The organism is Acinetobacter sp. YH12231, from assembly GCF_013417755.1.
Classification (GTDB): Bacteria; Pseudomonadota; Gammaproteobacteria; order Pseudomonadales; family Moraxellaceae; genus Acinetobacter; species Acinetobacter amyesii.
In genome coordinates this window covers 103,277-120,847 of sequence record NZ_VPDJ01000010.1, presented here as the reverse complement: position 1 = coordinate 120,847, position 17,571 = coordinate 103,277, and the positions used below count along the sequence as shown (strand labels likewise).

At 39.9% G+C, this 17,571-nt stretch carries 14 protein-coding genes and 1 pseudogene; 8 read left to right on the top strand and 7 right to left on the bottom strand.

Annotated features, from left to right (window positions below; all coding sequences use genetic code 11):
* Window positions 1-54: 54 nt before the first annotated feature.
* Together FTV11_RS08020 and uvrB are read right to left on the bottom strand one after the other, a co-directional pair.
* The gene (locus tag FTV11_RS08020; RefSeq protein WP_180073769.1) at window positions 55-651 is read right to left on the bottom strand and encodes a lipocalin family protein; all 597 of its coding nucleotides are present in this window, start codon (window positions 649-651) and stop codon (window positions 55-57) included.
* A gap of 155 nt (window positions 652-806) precedes the next feature.
* Complete coding sequence (gene uvrB, locus FTV11_RS08015) at window positions 807-2,828, bottom strand: excinuclease ABC subunit UvrB (RefSeq protein ID WP_180073768.1); 2,022 nt, start codon at window positions 2,826-2,828, stop codon at window positions 807-809.
* Window positions 2,829-3,123: 295 nt separating this feature from the next.
* On the opposite strand from uvrB, the gene FTV11_RS08010 reads away from it, so the two are divergent.
* Together FTV11_RS08010 and FTV11_RS08005 are read left to right on the top strand one after the other, a co-directional pair.
* Window positions 3,124-3,912 carry a hypothetical protein gene (locus FTV11_RS08010; protein ID WP_180073767.1) on the top strand — a complete coding sequence of 263 codons (789 nt, stop codon included), beginning with the start codon at window positions 3,124-3,126 and terminating at the stop codon, window positions 3,910-3,912.
* Window positions 3,913-4,110: 198 nt separating this feature from the next.
* A pseudogene (locus FTV11_RS08005) lies at window positions 4,111-5,570 on the top strand (diguanylate cyclase domain-containing protein).
* A 60-nt stretch (window positions 5,571-5,630) separates the two neighbouring features.
* On the opposite strand, the gene FTV11_RS08000 reads toward FTV11_RS08005, so the two are convergent.
* On the bottom strand, window positions 5,631-5,810 hold the full coding sequence (locus FTV11_RS08000) for a hypothetical protein (RefSeq protein WP_078190224.1): 180 nt from the start codon (window positions 5,808-5,810) through the stop codon (window positions 5,631-5,633).
* Between the two features lie 444 nt (window positions 5,811-6,254).
* Here FTV11_RS08000 and FTV11_RS07995 point away from each other — a divergent pair, with 444 nt between their 5' ends.
* From FTV11_RS07995 to FTV11_RS07985, 4 genes are all read left to right on the top strand, one after another.
* Window positions 6,255-7,331 (top strand): OmpW family protein, encoded by a 1,077-nt coding sequence (locus FTV11_RS07995; protein WP_180007679.1) that lies wholly within the window; start codon window positions 6,255-6,257, stop codon window positions 7,329-7,331.
* A 243-nt stretch (window positions 7,332-7,574) separates the two neighbouring features.
* Complete coding sequence (locus tag FTV11_RS07990) at window positions 7,575-8,786, top strand: MFS transporter (protein WP_180007678.1); 1,212 nt, start codon at window positions 7,575-7,577, stop codon at window positions 8,784-8,786.
* Window positions 8,779-8,913 (top strand): hypothetical protein, encoded by a 135-nt coding sequence (locus tag FTV11_RS17090; protein WP_257221407.1) that lies wholly within the window; start codon window positions 8,779-8,781, stop codon window positions 8,911-8,913. The genes FTV11_RS07990 and FTV11_RS17090 overlap by 8 nt, the downstream gene beginning before the upstream one ends.
* Window positions 8,914-9,134: 221 nt before the next feature.
* On the top strand, window positions 9,135-10,091 hold the full coding sequence (locus tag FTV11_RS07985; RefSeq protein ID WP_180073766.1) for a TauD/TfdA family dioxygenase: 957 nt from the start codon (window positions 9,135-9,137) through the stop codon (window positions 10,089-10,091).
* A gap of 107 nt (window positions 10,092-10,198) precedes the next feature.
* Here the strand turns inward: FTV11_RS07985 and FTV11_RS07980 are convergent, their stop codons facing one another.
* Window positions 10,199-11,110 carry a LysR substrate-binding domain-containing protein gene (locus FTV11_RS07980; protein WP_180007677.1) on the bottom strand — a complete coding sequence of 304 codons (912 nt, stop codon included), beginning with the start codon at window positions 11,108-11,110 and terminating at the stop codon, window positions 10,199-10,201.
* A 102-nt stretch (window positions 11,111-11,212) separates the two neighbouring features.
* Here FTV11_RS07980 and FTV11_RS07975 point away from each other — a divergent pair, with 102 nt between their 5' ends.
* Complete coding sequence (locus FTV11_RS07975) at window positions 11,213-12,064, top strand: pirin family protein (RefSeq protein WP_180007676.1); 852 nt, start codon at window positions 11,213-11,215, stop codon at window positions 12,062-12,064.
* 95 nt (window positions 12,065-12,159) lie between these two features.
* Here FTV11_RS07975 and FTV11_RS07970 read toward each other — a convergent pair whose 3' ends face one another.
* Complete coding sequence (locus FTV11_RS07970; RefSeq protein ID WP_257223210.1) at window positions 12,160-13,143, bottom strand: alpha/beta hydrolase; 984 nt, start codon at window positions 13,141-13,143, stop codon at window positions 12,160-12,162.
* A gap of 337 nt (window positions 13,144-13,480) precedes the next feature.
* On the opposite strand from FTV11_RS07970, the gene chrA reads away from it, so the two are divergent.
* Window positions 13,481-14,719, top strand: coding sequence for a chromate efflux transporter (gene chrA, locus FTV11_RS07965; RefSeq protein ID WP_180073764.1), 1,239 nt, complete (start codon window positions 13,481-13,483; stop codon window positions 14,717-14,719).
* Window positions 14,720-14,753: 34 nt separating this feature from the next.
* Here chrA and FTV11_RS07960 read toward each other — a convergent pair whose 3' ends face one another.
* Both FTV11_RS07960 and sthA read right to left on the bottom strand, forming a co-directional pair.
* Window positions 14,754-15,866, bottom strand: a complete 1,113-nt coding sequence (locus tag FTV11_RS07960; protein WP_111885530.1) for an AAA family ATPase — start codon at window positions 15,864-15,866, stop codon at window positions 14,754-14,756.
* A 142-nt stretch (window positions 15,867-16,008) separates the two neighbouring features.
* Complete coding sequence (sthA, locus tag FTV11_RS07955) at window positions 16,009-17,424, bottom strand: Si-specific NAD(P)(+) transhydrogenase (protein ID WP_078190237.1); 1,416 nt, start codon at window positions 17,422-17,424, stop codon at window positions 16,009-16,011.
* Window positions 17,425-17,571 lie beyond the last annotated feature (147 nt).

The window sequence follows — 17,571 nt, the reverse complement described above, 5'->3', positions numbered from 1 at the left end:
CTAGCAAATAAAAAACCATGCACAGGCATGGTTTTTTAGCATTTGTTCAAATATTTAGGTTTTAGGTTTCACTGTCTGCTTGGTATGAATAATATCTGATAAATCATAACCAACAGATTGCGCATAATTTAAATATTCCTGAATCACTTCCTGATCTGGATGAGCCGAACGAGAAAGAACCCACATATATTTACGACGTGGCTCACCCACCAAAACTGTTTGATAGTCTTCATCGGCTTTGAGTACCCAATAATCACCACGCCCCACAGGCAACCAACGAATGGCTTCTGGTAAGAAACTAACTTTTAATTTCGAGTTAAACGGTGCATTTTGTACAAATGCCTCGCCTATTGATTGCTTCTTGGTACCATCTTTAGATACACAGCGATTATTTACATTAATGTTGCCATTTTCATTTAGCGTGTAAACCGCAATCACATCACGGTCACAGCTTTTTTGAAAAACCATAGGCTTACGAGCTACTTCATACCACATACCTAAATAACGATCGAGCTCGACTTTTTCCACAGTCTGTAACGGTTTCGCCTGTGCATAGGCCATTGTGGCTGCACCCAAACCAATTAACACTGCTGCACCAAGTGCAATTTTTGCGAGTTTAAAACCAGCTTTCGGAAGATTCGTTGTTGTCATTTTTATGCCTCATTTCGATGCAAAACATTCGATGAAAATTAAGTAATTCTTTCTCTCGTGTTTTTACTCTAGCGGAAAAAATTGCTCTAAAAATCATTTTCTTGTCTGAATTATGTATGTCATTCAGACAATATTCCGCATCTTGTCTAACAAAATTATGAAATCATCTGTGCTTTTAAACGCAAGATTTCATCGCGTAATCGAGCGGCTTGTTCGAACTGTAAATCCTTAGACGCTTTTAGCATTTCTTTTTCCAGCTTGTTCATATGTTTTGCTAAAAGTTTTGGATCAGACATCAAATGACTTTCATCTGCAGTTAATGCCTTAGCCTGATCTGAAATTTTTGCATCGATTTCATCATCTGTCAGCACTTCACCAGTATCAATATCATTGACGTTTTGACGCACTGCACTGCGTGGCGTAATGCCATGCTCAAGATTAAATGCGATCTGTAAATTACGACGACGATCCGTTTCATCAATAGCCTTTTGCATGGAGTCGGTCATACGATCTGCATATAAAATTGCTTTACCGTTTAAGTTACGCGCTGCACGTCCAATGGTTTGAATCAAAGAACGCTCAGAACGTAAGAAACCTTCTTTGTCTGCATCTAAAATGGCTACTAGAGACACTTCAGGCATATCTAAGCCTTCGCGCAGTAAGTTAATCCCAACGATTGCATCGTATACACCTGAACGCAATTCATGAATAATTTTAGTTCGTTCAACAGTGTCAATATCAGAATGTAAATAAGCGACCTTAATACCATATTCTTTCAAATATGAAGTTAAATCTTCTGCCATACGTTTGGTTAATGTCGTAACCAATACACGCTCATTTAAGCTTTTACGATTATTAATTTCTGACAATACATCATCCACTTGCGTTAACACTGGACGAATTTCAATTTCAGGGTCGACCAAACCTGTGGGTCGAACCACTTGCTCAACGACTTGTTCAGACTTTTCCATTTCATAATGTGCAGGCGTTGCACTGACATAAATCGTCGAAGGAATAATCCGCTCCCATTCTTCAAATTTCATTGGGCGGTTATCAAGCGCACTTGGTAAACGAAAACCGTAATTGACCAAATTTTCTTTACGTGAACGGTCACCTTTATACATAGCCCCAATTTGCGGAACGGTAACGTGCGATTCATCAATGATTAATAAAGCATCATCAGGTACATAATCAAACAAAGTCGGAGGTGCTTCACCAGAAGGACGGCCAGACAAGTGGCGTGAATAGTTTTCAATACCGTTGGTATAGCCAAGCTGCTGCATCATCTCTAAATCATAACGTGTACGTTGTTCGATACGCTGTGCTTCGAGTAATTTATCATTTGCACGAAAGAATCCTAGTCGTTCTGCGAGTTCTTCACGAATCGTTCCAATTGCACGCTGTAAATTATCTTTAGGTGTTACATAATGGCTTTTTGGGTAAATCGTAATCCGTGGCACTTTACGCACCATTCTGCCTGTCAATGGATCAAACCATCGAACTGAATCAACTTCATCATCAAATAACTCTATTCGAATGGCATTTTGATCAGATTCAGCAGGAAAAATATCAATAATTTCACCACGAATACGGTATGTGCCCCGTAAAAATTCGAGTTCATTTCGGGTGTATTGCATTTCCACCAAACGACGAATGATGTCATCACGGCTGATACGATCACCTTCCACGATATGCAGAAGCATACTCATATAAGCATTGGGATCACCCAGACCATAAATAGCTGAAACTGACGCTACGATAATTGCATCACGTCGCTCTAATAATGCCCGTGTTGCCGAAAGACGCATTTGGTCAATGTGATCATTAATCGATGAATCTTTTTCAATAAAAGTATCTGAAGATGGCACATAGGCTTCGGGTTGATAATAGTCATAATAACTGACGAAGTATTCCACGGCATTATGCGGAAAGAAGGCTTTAAACTCGCCATAAAGCTGCGCAGCCAAAGTTTTATTATGCGCCATAATAATCGTTGGACGTTGCGTGCGTGCTATCACATTTGCCATGGTATAGGTTTTACCTGAACCTGTTACCCCTAAGAGCAACTGATCATGCATTCCTTTTTCAATCCCCTTCACCAATTTCTCAATCGCTTGAGGCTGATCACCTGCCGGCTGATATTGTGTTACCAGTTCAAAAGGCTGTTCCTGCATCACACTCTTCTTCAACAGTTTTATATGGCTTTATTATGAGGGCAAAGTTGCACAAAACAACGCTAAATTTATGTAAATACCAGAGGCGTGTACGGACTGTAAAATTATAATTCAACATAAACCCATAGATTTTTCTCATGTTTGAAAAATAATTCGCCTGATTTCGCATGTTTTTCTTGAGGAAACTCTTGGCTCTAAAAAAACTCAAGAATAAAGCGTTCATTTATCCCTTATTGATACTTGACCTAGGTAAATTTCACCTGCAACATGGACAAAAGGACGCCACAGATCAAACTTTATGACTTATCAATATCATGACGAAAGTATTGTTAAAAACTTAGCTGAAGATACCATTTTTGTTTTTGGCAGCAATATGGCAGGTCAACATGCTGGCGGTGCAGCGCGTACCGCACTAGAGCATTTTGGCGCAATGAATGGTATTGGTCGTGGATGGGCAGGTCAAAGTTTTGCTATTCCAACCATGAATGAGCATTTACAACAAATGCCGTTGTCGCAAATTCAACACTATGTCGATGATTTTAAAATCTACACCAAGAATCATCCGAAGACTAAATACTTCATTACCTCGATCGGTTGTGGTGTCGCTGGCTATAAAGTTGAAGAAATTGCCCCGATGTTTAAGGGCATTTCCAGCAATGTGATTTTTCCAATTTCTTTCCGTCCATTTGTTGAAAAAGCATTACCCAAACTGACCTCGAAACTTTTACATACGATTTATCGAGATTCGGTTATTTTCGCGCCTTCAACAGATGAGTTGGTCGATGTACTGGCCTTAACGGATAATGAAAAAAGTCTTGCGAAAATTGTCCTGAATACCCAAATGTACCCAACAGACAGTAATGGTCGTGACCGTATTTTTGAAATTGAAGATATTTTGCATGCGCTGAATGGGAAAATATTTGAATTTCAAAGCAACTCTGAAGGCCCGATGATGTTTGGCGGCGTTATTTTAGCCCTACTTGAACTTTATAATATCAATGAAAAAGATTTCATTGATGTTTGGAAAGCTGAACGTGAAATCGCTGCACCAAAGCCTGAAAATAAAGCCCGTAAAGCCAACCGCTAAAGGCTCTTTTCACCACAGTTAAAGCATCCAAAAAGCCAATATTTATATTGGCTTTTTTTCTACGGTTGTTTAATGGTTTTTAGTGACTTAAGTCACATTAAAAATAAAACTTATTTTACATATCACATTATTTTAATATCATTTTTTTCGTCTTATACTACATGCTGTAATTATCATGAAGAATGACGAGCACATAAAATAGACATGCTAGATTCTCCTTTTTTTTGAGCTATCCCCCATTGCCATGTGGCTTGAAGATTACAGTGAAGTCAAAAAACAATTTGATCTCTGGCGTCAGCAAGGTGTGCAGGATCTCTCCACTTTTCTTCAACAAGATGAATCACGTATTCTGCAATGTGCAAGAAAAATAAAAATCTTACAGGTCAACACAAAAACGTTAGAACTGTATCAAGCGCGTAATATTGAACATTTATGTCAAAACCTTGATTTAGTTTTTCAGGCGGAGATGTGTCAAACACATATTAGAGAATTGGTTGCATTATGGAATGGTGAAACACATTTTTCCCATTCTGCCGTGAACTATACCGCTCAGTGGGCAACGTTTAGACATTCAACTCAAAGGCATCGTCCTACCAAATCATGAGCAGGATTTATCAGCTGTTTTAATTACAACTGAAGATATCACGTCTTATACCGAAGCTTGCCGTTTACAAGAACAAAGTCGTCATTTAGCAGAAGCGCGTTTCCATTATTCGCCAACCTCACTTTGGGTAGAAGATTTCAGCCGGATTAAAATAAAATTAGATCAACTTCGCGCTTTAGGTATAGAAGATTTTGTGACATTTTTGGATGTTCACCCCGATTTTGTACAAGAGTGTATCAAGGAAATACTGATCGTTGATGTTAATCAGGCCACCCTTGATTTGTTTGGCGCTCCGAACAAAGAAATATTGCTCAAAAATGTACATAAAGTATTTGCCAAAGAGATGCTTCAAACATTTAAAGAACAGTTGATTGAACTTTGGAATGGTAATTTACATCATCAACGTGAAGCTATAAATTATGCACTTGATGGCAGTATTCGCCACGTCTTACTACAATTTACTGTATTTCCTGATTATCTCGACGACTGGAGCACCGTGCAGGTTGCTCTGACTGATATTACCGCACGTAAAAAGGCTGAAAATTATCTTGAATATTTAGGTAAACATGACGTCCTGACCAAACTCTATAACCGTTCATTTTATATCGCAGAACTCAATCGTCTCGAACGCAATCAATTACGTCCTGTTTCTTGTATTTTTATTGATTTAAATGGACTAAAAGAACTCAATGACAGTATTGGGCACGATGCTGGTGACAGTATCCTCAGACGTCTGGGCAACATTTTAAACCAACTTATTCAGCATACGCCCTATTCTGCTTCGCGCATTGGCGGTGATGAATTTGTCATTCTATTACCGGGTGCAGATGATGCAGCGCTGCAAAACTGCTTACAAAGTTTGAATGAGTTGTTATTGGTCGATAACCAATTTTATTCTAATCAACCGATGAGTATCTCGATTGGCTGTGCCACCAATGGGCTGAATGAGCGGATGGACGATATGCTTAAACGTGCCGATTTGGACATGTATCATCAGAAGAAAAAGTATTATCTCAATAAAGACCGCAGAATTCAGTCTGAAATACGTAATTAACATCAATAATTTGCAATAAAAAAGCCATGGTTTGAACCATGGCTTTTTTATTTAAATCTCTTAACGCTTACCCATCGAACGACGTGTACCGCGTGGTGGCATCCAAGTACGGTCAGCATAACGCTGAGGTTTTGGACGCATATCTTCAAAGATTTCATCCGAAGCATTATCTTCAGCTTTTTTAATCGGAAAAGGCAAATTGACTAAAGCCTTTTTCTTGGGAGGGTTTTGCGTACTCATACGAATAACTCAATTGAATCTGGCGCTATTGTACAAAAAAAATGGTTTTGGTGTAAAAGGCTTTGAGTGATTAGCCTCGATTGGCATATAAAGACCCAATGATTAGCTATGAATTTTTATATCTATAGAGGACAACAGCACAAAAAAGTGCTTTGAATATGGTCGTTTTAAACTATTTTATTGACCCAAACCAACCAAAGTACTGTCATTTATGTCAATAAATATTGAGTATTTACAAATAGATAGAAGCATTTCTAAATTTCAAAAAAGTTCGATTTTTTTACACAAATACCTAATTAAAGCCCTCAAATAATACAAATCATCAAAAATGTTACAGGATTATTACGTTTATTCTTGTTTTCTATAACATTTTTTACGCACTAATTTTGAATAATGAGCACTTAGAAAAATTATTATCAATTTACGGACATGGAGTCCTTTAAAATGAAAAAAAGTGTATTGTGCATTGCTGCTTCTATGGCTGCCCTACCTATGCTCAGTCATGCAGACTCACCATATTTTAGTTTAAAAGATGGCGATGGCTTCAAACGTTTTTCTGTCTCTGTTGGTGCTCTACATGTTATGCCACAAGGTAAAGCACAACCATTCCATGTTGATACATCAGTAAAAAATGGTGAAACAGCCAAAGTTGGTGATATTTCAATTGACGCAGTAAAAGCCAATATGGATCCTGCTATGGATCCAAACATTTCTACTTGGTTTGTCGGTTTGCTCGATAAATTAGGTACGAGTACCTTACCAGCAGGGCTAAGCGGTACTGCTGAAATTAATGGCCTACAAAGTTGGGATAACCAAGGTACTGGCCTTGAAGCCGATGATGTAACCACACTAGGCATCATGACCAACTATTTCTTTACTGATAACATTTCTTTAGAAATGAAAGCCGGTATCCCACCTGAGGTAGACCTAAACGGCAAAGGAAAAATTTATGCGCCATTTGCAGCTATTGCGACACCTGAGTTAGGTATTATCGACCTACCTGAAATCGCAATGAAGAATAGTTTGCTGATTACAGATTTAGAAGCCTACGGCCCAGCGGCATCTGCTCGTGCATGGACCCCCGCTGCAGAAATCCAATATCACTTCGGTAAAACTGGCGTCAATAAATTCCGTCCCTATGTGGGTCTAGGCGTAATGTATGCATACTTTAATGAACTAGAAATTAATCCACGTACAGAAAAAGACCTGATTGCTGCTGGACATATGATTGCCAATATTAAAGAAGGCAATGCTGGTGCCGCACTTGACGGTAAACCAAGTAAAGCTAAGCCAAAAGTTGAGTTAGAAGCTTCTGATGCTTTTGCTCCTGTTGTGACAGCTGGTTTTACTTATGACTTCAACGACAAATGGTTTGCTGTAGGTTCTGTCAGCTATGCACACCTACAGAATGAAACCACCATTACCGTTACAGATGCGACACATGGTGAACTGATCAAATCTAAAGCCGATATTGAAGTAAATCCAATTCTTGCGTATGCAGGTATCGGTATGCGTTTCTAATTAATAACCTAAATATAAAAAGACGGCTACAGCCGTCTTTTTTATTAGGCTACATATGGTCTTTTATTCTGAGATATCTTTTCAATCTCATTTAGACACTTTTGAATTTCTGCTGTGTCAATTTCCTTTATTCATCCATAGTTACCTATAAAAAAAATTTATTGTTTGGTGAATTAAATTTAATCGCAACTCTGCGTTTATTCGAATACCATTGGATTAAATTTAAAGAATGTAGCCTGCTGTATGTCTGATACTCGTTTCTCAAAGCCCCTGATTTACATGCTCATTGGCAGTGCTATTATTTTGGCATTGTCTTTAGGGGTGCGTCATGCATTTGGCCTCTATCTCGTGCCGATGAGTGATGAATTTGGTTGGGGACATAACGTTTTTAGCCTTGCCATTGCCATGCAAAACTTAATTTGGGGTGCTGTACAGCCAATTACTGGGGCTTTTGCAGATAAATATGGCAGTAAGATCGTGGTCGCCGTCGGGGGTGCATTATATGCCCTAGGGCTATTACTCATGGCCATCAGCTCTACCGGTTTACTTCTTAATTTAAGCGCAGGTTTAATCCTGGGTTTGGCTCTCTCAGCCACATCATTTCCAGTATTACTTTCTGCCGTAGGACGTGCAGCGCATCCAGACAAACGTAGTTTAGCCATGGGTATTGCCAGTGCAGCAGGTTCTTTTGGTCAGTTCATTATGCTGCCCTCTACATTACTGCTATTGCAAAAATTGGGTTGGTCTTCGGCTTTGGTGGTCAGCGCCATTTTAATTGCGCTTATTATTCCTTTAGCTTGGATGCTAAAAGCACCAATGTATGTTGCACCAAATGCAACTAATACGCATGAAGCCTCTCTGACTTTTAAACAAATTTTGCAATTGGCTTGGGAGCATAAACCCTTTTGGTTTCTAGCACTCGGTTTCTTTGTCTGTGGCTTCCAAGTGGTGTTTATTGGCATCCATCTTCCGGGATATTTAATCGATCATGGCTTTAATGCCACTACGGGCACTATTTTCCTCGCGCTCGTTGGACTATTTAATATTGTCGGCACCTACACAGCTGGTTGGCTCGGTGGCAAATATTCCAAACCAAAGCTGTTGATGGGACTGTATGGTTTACGTGGCATTGCCATTATTTCCTTTCTTTTGCTGCCTTTAAGCACATGGACAATCTATGCATTTGGCGTCATTATGGGACTATTATGGCTTTCTACCGTACCACTCACCAACGGTATTGTGGCCAATATGTTTGGCGTTAAATATCTCAGTATGCTCAGCGGTATCGTGTTCTTTACACACCAAGTCGGTTCATTTTTTGGTGGCTGGTTGGGTGGTGTGAACCACGATATGACCGGTAACTATGATGCCATTTGGATTTTTTCGATTGTCCTGAGTATTTTTGGGGTATTGGTACATTTCATGGTTAATGAGGAAAGTGTCATTCATGACTAATTCAACATTATGGTTCCGACTCAGTATTGCTATCAGTATTCTGGCCTTGTTGGCTTTATCCATCGGCTTATGGAGCCAAACGCCTGAATTATTCGAATACTTTAACCAAGCGTTTTGTGCACATTAAAGACGCATAGAAACCTTAATTCCAATTCAAACTGCTGTTTTATCAACACTACAACAGCAGTTTTTTAGCTATTTACTACACGATTCAATAAAAGCTGCATTTTCAGCATATTAGTATTAATAATACGTTTTTTCATAAACTTAGCTTATTTTTTAATTTTCCATCCTGTGCTTTCTTCCATAGATTAAGTCTCAATAAAGAACAATTTGAGAACTTATGAAATGACTGCATTAACTCAACTTTCGCAAGCCATCCATGATGCTCCACGTTGGCATCAAGCAGAACAATTTCAAGATGGCAATGAAATTCGTATTGAAGCGCAACATGACCAAGCTTTGGGGGCTGTGGTTTATGGTTTAGATGCGCGTAAAGCACAGTCTGGGGAAACCATCTACCGTTTAAAACAAGCACTGGCAGAACACTTGATTTTAATTTTTAAACATCAAAGTCTAGATGATTTACAGTATCTCGCGTTTGCAAGCTACTTCGGTTCAATTTTCCGTCCTGGTGCAGATATTCCTGTGCTAGCGTCACAAGATGATACCGGTACACCACCAGACGTGGTACCCGTTTCAAATGCAGTCGGCAAAGGTGACTATACTGGACATGGTGAATTGGCTGCGCATGCAGATCATCAGTGGACTCCGCTGCCATCTTTTGGCTCATTACTCTATGCCATTGAACTACCGCAAGACGGTGGACAAACCTCATGGTATAACACCATTAAAGCCTATGAAGCTTTAGATGAAGCGACACAAAAACATTTAGACGAACTTCAACTCATTACCTATAACCCATTTGTCCGTGCCAAAAATAATAAAGGCACAACGGGATATGGCGCTACACCTCTTTACCGTTTCAAAGACCAACCGATTGTTGGACATGCCTATCCACATCCGCTTGTACGTACCCATCCAGAAAGTGGCCGTAAAGGTCTGTGGTTAAATGAACGATCTGAAGTGGAATTGGTTCACTACGATGATCAGTCAGGCAGTGAATTGATTGCATCCTTACGTGAACATTTATTGAAACCTGAGTTTCGATATGAACATCAATGGGAAGAAGGTGACATTGTATTTTGGGATAACCAAGCCACTTTACACTCACGCCGCCCTTTCCCTTCAGACCAACGCCGCTTATTAAAGCGAATTAGCCTAGCAGGAGGACGACCATACTAATGTTGAACTTCATGCCAACAATAAAAAATAAATAACCCAGTAAAATCCGTGTTTAAGCAATAACTCCAAATAATTAAAATTTTAAAACAATAAGAACACTGCTCAAATTACGGATGATCTATATCTAATGCCTTAAAACCTGAAATTAAATGATCTAACATCGCACGCACACCCGGCAGCATGCCTTGTCGTGTCGCGTATGCAACATGAATTGCCCCTTGCGGCAATTGCCATTCAGGAAACAGTTCAATTAACTCACCACTTTTTAAAGCATCACGTACAAACACTTTGGGCAAAGAAGCGATTCCCACGCCAGAAAGAGCAGCAGAAATCATCGCACTAAAACTGTCAGTTCTTAAGCGTGGATGAAATTCAATTTGTTGAGTTTCACTTTTTTCACGATGTCGGAAATCCCAAAAATGTTTAGGCCGATCAAAACCAATACACGGAAAATTTTGAATCTCAGCCAATTGCTGTGGTATTTCACGCTCGAAGAAAAGTTGTGGCGATGCCACCAAAACATGATCCCAAGCATCTAAATCTCGAACGATCAAATCACTATCCATTAAAGGCATATTACGAACACGAATTGCTAAATCTACGCCTTCCTCAATGACATCAACCCGATGATTGGTCGCCATGAGATGCACACTGACCTCAGGATATTGCTGCATAAAATCGGTGACCATTTTTGCAACAGGCATTTCCACCAAAGCCACAGGACAAGAGATTTTAATTTGGCCACAGAGTTGATCGTTCAACGTACTGAGCACAAAGTTTTCCGTTTCGCTGACTTCCTCTAAAATTTTTAAGCAGTGTAAATAGAACTGTTGTCCTATTTCAGTCACAGTAAATTTTCGCGTATTACGTTGAATCAGACGTACACCCAAACGGGTCTCTAATTCTGTAATACGGCGTGATAGTTTAGACTTTGTAATACCCAATGCTTCACTGGCTTTGGTATAACCTTGGTATTTCACCACTTGCACGAAGTAGTAATAGTCATTTAAATTTTGCATGATTGTTTCATTTTTAGAATAATCTGTTGAGTTTTTCGCCCTGTCATTCCCTCACTATACCTCAATAATAGATCACAGAAGCATTAAATTGAGGGCTGAATTATGAATTCAATCAAACGTGTTTATCATAGTGATCGTAGGACTTGGGTGGGCGATGGCTTCCCAACAAACTCTATGCTCCCTATGCAAGAAATGGGCAATCAAACCAGTCCATTCCTCGTTATGGGCTATACCGGCCAATATCATTTCTCTCCAAGTCACCATCAACGTGGTGTTGGATCACATCCACACCGTGGCTTTGAAACAGTGACCATTGTTTATGAAGGTGAATTGGAGCATTTTGACTCTAAAGGAAATCACGGCAGCATTGCCAAAGACGAAGTGCAATGGATGACTGCGGGTCGAGGCATTATGCATGAAGAACACCATTCTAAAGATTTTGCCAAAACTGGCGGAAATTTAGACATGGTACAACTTTGGGTCAATTTACCTAGTCATGCCAAAATGACTGAACCTCGCTATCAAGAACTGACAACAGCCAATATTGCTGAAGTAAAGCTTGCACAAAATGCAGGCGTGGTACGCGTCATTGCTGGCCAATTTGAAGATACATTGGGCGCCGCTGAAACCTTTAGCCCGATGAATGTATTGGATGTGCGCTTGAATGCAAATGCTGAACAGGAATTTTCATTCAACCCACAGTGGAATAACATGATTTTTGTATTAAGTGGGGCGATCGAAATTGAAGGTCAACGCTTTGATGCGAAACAGACTTTATATGTGAGTGACCAAGTATCGTCCTTGAAACTTAAATCTTTTGAAGCAACCAAACTGCTTATTTTAAGTGGCGAAGCTTTAAATGAACCGATTGCGGCACATGGACCATTCGTCATGAATACTGAAGATGAAATACGTCAGGCATTTTATGATTTTCAACATGGTCATTTTGCTTAAATATTTCCACGATAAAGTCCCAATAAAAAAAACCGCCTTCTGGCGGTTTTTTTATATCTATGTTGGTATGAATTACGCATCACGCTTTCAACAGATTATTGCGTGACTTTTTGATAAAACGCATCTATTGCATTGACCATTTGCTTAAGTCCCGGCTGTTCCAAAGGATAATGTCCTGCATTTTTCAACAGCACGACATCGACTGGAACTTGGTGAATCCGTGCTAAAAATGGCTGACTTAAAGCCAAAGGCGTCCAGCGGTCTTGTTCAGGCTGCGTTAGTAAAATTGGGCAGACATCAAACTGCTCCGGTGGCGTGTCATTTTTATAATATAAATACGAATCTAGAAATTTAACCGATACACTATTCCCAGCTGACGTTTTATCTTTTAAAAAGACCTGCAATGCTGCGTCATTATTCACCAAGCGATGCATTTTACTTACCCACCGCATCGGCATTGGCAATGCTGAAAATGGTGTATGTGCTGTCACATGAGCCAGTGGGCTGCCCACGCGGCTCATAAATTTATTCAAAGAGACTTGATCACGCACGGTTTTATTTGAAGTATCTAGAAAGGTCATACCGACGATACCTTTCACCTGTTTATTTTTTGCCGCCACGTGATAGGTCAACATACCACCAGCACTGAGCCCATACAAAACGATAGGACGATGATCTTTTTGTAGCTCAGCTTCAATGAGGTCATTGCCTGCTTGAACCCAATCATCATAACGAATTTTTGAGCCCTTTTTGACTTGGGTGAGGCCATAACCGGGCATATCAATAGCGATAGTTTCATAGCCACGTTGTGCCAAAGGATGACCCAAAATCATCGACATTTGTCGACCATTTGTTCCCACACCATGAAACAGAATCACCTTCACTTTTGCCTGTGGATTCCGATAAGTATCTAAGTGAACAGTATGACCCTGCCAACTCCACCACTCTTCTTTGGGTCGCTGCGTTTCTGTTAAATGGTATTCTTTGGGTAGATAGTGCTGAATGCCCTGCCAACTGTTTTGATCTGTATAACTTGCTAATGCTTGTGAAGCAAGTAGCTGATCATCTGCAAATGCCATGATTGAAAGTAACGATGCAATGCCACTCATCAACCACTTTAATAAAGCGCTCAAAATTTCTGCTAATGTGTCTGATTTTGGAGTAGTCATTTTTAGACAAATTTTTTATGTGTATGTGCTGATGCTAATCAGCGGCGAAAACTGATGCCATGTGCATGTGGGACAGCACTATGTCACTTCGTCCAATTATCTTTTTCCCTGCTAAGCACTTCAAAATAATTTTGAAGCAGGACTTACATGCTCCTGCAATAATCGGCCTTTAATATCTTTCAACATTCAAGTTTTTTATCCTTTAGAAATTCATAACCGTCCTTTCGTTTTTTAATATTGGGAACCCATGAGCCAGTCCACACCACAAAATAATCTCGTCATCTTTCTCACCTTTTTAAGATTAGGCTGTATTGCATTTGGTGGACCTGCTGCGCATTTAGTGTTGTTTTTTCAATACTTTGTGAAACAAGAAAAATGGATAACGGAACATGAATATGCGCATTTGCTTGCCTTGGCTCAAGTCCTTCCAGGCCCAACCAGTAGCCAGCTCGGCATGGCGATTGGATTTCAACTCAACCGCTATCAAGGTGCTTGTTTGGCGTGGTTAGGCTTTACTTTACCTTCAGCCCTGCTGATGTGTGCCGCGGCCACTTTAAGTATAAAACTCAGTAATCAACTCTCAACTTTATTCTTTCATGTTATTCAGTTAATTGTACTAGCTGTTGTTGCATGGGCATTTTGGCAAATGATGCGAAGCTTCTGTAAAACAAAATTTCAGTATCTAGTCATGCTTTTAGCTGCATTTTTTATTTATTTCTTTCAATTTTCTCTAAATCAAGTTTTGGTGATTTTAACTGCTGCAATTATCGGTTTAGTTTTATCGTCAAATCAATTACACAGCCAAAAGCCAAATATCGCCGAAACAGTTCCACCCAAACATGACAATTTTAGCCAGAATGCACATGAAAATACTCGCACCTCTTGGCTATGGCTTCTCGCCTTTATCAGCCCTTTTTTCGTTCTGCCATTCTTCGATATACAACATAGCAATATATTGGCTTTCAGCTTAGAAAGCTTCTACCGCACAGCGTCCCTCGTCTTTGGTGGTGGACATATTATTTTGCCATTTTTACATCAGGACTTTGTCTCTACAGGACTGATCAGTAATGAAAATTTTGACTTAGGCTATGCCCTTGCACAACTCATGCCGGGGCCTTTGTTTAGTTTCGCCGCCTATCTCGGCACACTTTTCCCCATGACTGATGTGCTACTCTTAAATGCTGTACTCGCGACTGTGGCGATATTTTTACCATCATTTTTATTATTGTTTGGCTTATTACCGTTTTGGAATAAGTTGATGAAATACCCGATGCTTTTCGGCACCTTAAAAATAATCAATGCTGCTGTCGTCGGTCTATTACTGTGTCTACTATTTCAAATGAGCCAGAAATACATCATTCAATGGACGGACTTTATATTTGTTGCCGTCGTTATTGCTTTACTTCGCAGCAAGCTGCCAGTCTGGTTTAGCTTAATAAGCAGTTTTATCGGCTATTATGCTTTTTTAACTTTTCTACCTTTTTAAACTTAAGCAAAAAAACTATAGCGAAAGGAATAATCTAATCCTCATCGATTAAGCTTGCGCCCTTGACCACAGTTTTCCCCTCGACCTGATCCAGTTGATAATGCTGCACATCACTATACTGTTTGATCATTTCAACCAGCTCATTGGAATGTGTGGTCAACCAAAGCTGCGTATAGCGACTTGCTTCGGCAATCAGCATCGCCAAGGCAGGTAATAAATCGGGATGTAAGCTATTTTCAGGCTCATTCAGTGCCATGAAATTTGGGGGTCTAGGACTCAGTAAAGCTACGGCTAAACACAAAAACCGTAACGTCCCATCTGAAAATTCTGCACTTTCTAAAGGTCTTAAGATCCCTTGCTTTTGCATCATCATTTGAAAGCGCCCACCCATTTCCTGCACATAAAATTGGGTCTGCGGAAAGGCTTTTTCTAGTACTTCAAACAAGGTTTCACTGTTACCACGCTCACGCAAGGTTTCAAAAGCCGCAGCTAAATTTGTACCATCATGCGCTAAAACTGGCGAACGAATGCCTACCTGTGGGACACGGATCGGTGAATTTCCACTGACAGAAAACTCATGATAAAAGCGCCAGTTTTTCATGGTCTCACGCACTTGTGAAACTTCGGGATATAAGTGTGGATCGGACAATTGTCCAAATACCGACTCTTCTGGTGTTAAAGACATCGGATAAGCAATCCGTTCTTCATCAACATTTTTAAGAAATGCCGCTTGGTTGGTTCTCTCTAACAACTCGCTCATTTTTCGACGTTGATAGCCGCTTAACCAAATTCCTTCTACTTTGACCAAAGGATCGAGTGCAAACAAGGTGATGAGCGGTTCAGGAAAACCTATTTCAAGTTGATATTCATAATGCTCCATCTCCACTGCAAGCTTCATGCGCTTAGGGTCTTTCGATCGATCACCCGCACGGTGACCACCTGCCCACATGATTTTTTGAATCCCGCCCTCATTTGCAATAGCTTGGGATAATTGGCCATTTGCAGCTTCATGCAGGAGACGTACAGCTTTATATAGATTGGATTTACCACAACCATTCGGACCACTGACGATATTCAGACGCGATAAGGTCAGATTCATATGATGAATAGATCGAAAACCTTGAATGGTCACTGAACGGATCGTCATAAGCTACCTAAAATGAGTTGGAAATGCTGATGATTATAAGTGGATTGAATGTATATTTTGCATACACTTTATTCTTACCATAAAAAACCCGCAAGCCGAAACTTACGGGTCTTTCATTGTACATTCTAAGTTCAATTTAGCCTTAGAATAAACGGTTCATACCATTCAATGTTGCCACACGGTACGCTTCCGCCATAGTCGGATAGTTAAATGTGGTTTCTACGAAATATTTAATCGTATTGTTCGGGCTGTTCATCACGGCCTGACCAATGTGAATAATTTCCGCAGCATTATTACCGAAGCAATGAACGCCTAAAATTTCTAAAGTATCACGATGGAACAAGATTTTAAGCTCGCCCACGGTATCACCGGTAATTTGTGCACGTGCCAAATGACGGAAAGATGCCTGACCCACTTCATACGGAATTTTTTCTTCAGTTAACTGTTGTTCAGTTTTACCAATCGAAGAAATTTCAGGAATTGTATAAATACCTGTAGGAATATCCGTTACAGGTGCAATTCCTTCTTCACCGCTCATGTTAGAACCGGCACAGCGACCTTGGTCATATGCAGCAGATGCAAGTGAAGGCCAACCGATTACATCACCCGCAGCAAAGATATTCTCTACTTCAGTTTGATATTGATCATTCACGGTTAATTGACCACGGCTGTTTGGTTTGATGCCTACATTTTCTAGGCCTAAACCATCTGTATTACCAGAACGGCCGTTACACCACAAAATCGCGTCGGCTTTAATTTTCTTACCACTTTGCAAGTGCAGAACCACATGATCATCATGTGTTTCAAGATGATCAATCTGTTCGTTGTGGCGAATCAATACACCCTGCTCACGTAAACGATATGACAATGCATCTGAAATTTCATCGTCTAAGTAGCTGAGTAATTTGTGTTGTGTATTGATCAAGTCAACTTTGTGGTCTAGACCAATAAAGATAGACGCATATTCACAACCAATCACACCTGCACCATAAATGATGATTTTTTGGATTGAATAATCCAGATCCAAAATTTTGTCTGAATCAAATACGCGAGGATGATTAAAGTCTAAAGCAGCTGGACGGTAAGGACGTGAACCTGTAGCAATCACTAATTGCTGGAATACTAAAGTTTCCGTCATACCTTCATTGCTAAAAATCAAAACAGTGTTTTGATCTTGGATATACGCACGGCCGTGGAAAATATCAATTTTATTACGGTCATAAAAACGTGAATGAGTTTCAACTTGTTGTTGAATCACTTTATGCGCATTACGTAACACCTGTTTCATCGTGAACTGTTTCCATTCACCGACTTTTTGGAACATAGGGTCACGTTGGTAACGTAAAATGCTTGAAACGGTCTGACGCAATGCTTTACTTGGAATTGTTCCTACATGGGTACAGTTACCACCAAGCTGTTCACGCATATCTACAATTGCAACTCGCTTACCTGATTTAGCAAGTTTCATTGCAGCGCCTTCACCCGCAGGGCCAGAACCCAGAACTACCGCATCGTATTTCACGAAAGTTCCACTAACGACCTCTTTCTTACGTGGCATTCAACGCTCCTTTACAAATATTCTTTAATCTAGGCTGTATTATGACGTATATCCTAACTTTTTTGGATATTTAGCTCACATATATTATGTGATAACCACATTTATTATATGAATATCGTTTTCCCCCTATTTAAGCTCAAGTCCGCT

Coding starts and splice junctions, on each gene's coding strand:
- FTV11_RS08020 (WP_180073769.1), bottom strand. CDS start 651: ATGACAACAACGAATCTTCCGAAAGCTGGTTTTAAACTCGCAAAAATT.
- FTV11_RS08010 (WP_180073767.1), top strand. CDS start 3,124: ATGACTTATCAATATCATGACGAAAGTATTGTTAAAAACTTAGCTGAA.
- FTV11_RS08000 (WP_078190224.1), bottom strand. CDS start 5,810: ATGAGTACGCAAAACCCTCCCAAGAAAAAGGCTTTAGTCAATTTGCCT.
- FTV11_RS07995 (WP_180007679.1), top strand. CDS start 6,255: ATGAAAAAAAGTGTATTGTGCATTGCTGCTTCTATGGCTGCCCTACCT.
- FTV11_RS07990 (WP_180007678.1), top strand. CDS start 7,575: ATGTCTGATACTCGTTTCTCAAAGCCCCTGATTTACATGCTCATTGGC.
- FTV11_RS17090 (WP_257221407.1), top strand. CDS start 8,779: ATGACTAATTCAACATTATGGTTCCGACTCAGTATTGCTATCAGTATT.
- FTV11_RS07985 (WP_180073766.1), top strand. CDS start 9,135: ATGACTGCATTAACTCAACTTTCGCAAGCCATCCATGATGCTCCACGT.
- FTV11_RS07980 (WP_180007677.1), bottom strand. CDS start 11,110: ATGCAAAATTTAAATGACTATTACTACTTCGTGCAAGTGGTGAAATAC.
- FTV11_RS07975 (WP_180007676.1), top strand. CDS start 11,213: ATGAATTCAATCAAACGTGTTTATCATAGTGATCGTAGGACTTGGGTG.
- FTV11_RS07970 (WP_257223210.1), bottom strand. CDS start 13,143: ATGGCATTTGCAGATGATCAGCTACTTGCTTCACAAGCATTAGCAAGT.
- chrA (WP_180073764.1), top strand. CDS start 13,481: ATGAGCCAGTCCACACCACAAAATAATCTCGTCATCTTTCTCACCTTT.
- FTV11_RS07960 (WP_111885530.1), bottom strand. CDS start 15,866: ATGACGATCCGTTCAGTGACCATTCAAGGTTTTCGATCTATTCATCAT.
- sthA (WP_078190237.1), bottom strand. CDS start 17,424: ATGCCACGTAAGAAAGAGGTCGTTAGTGGAACTTTCGTGAAATACGAT.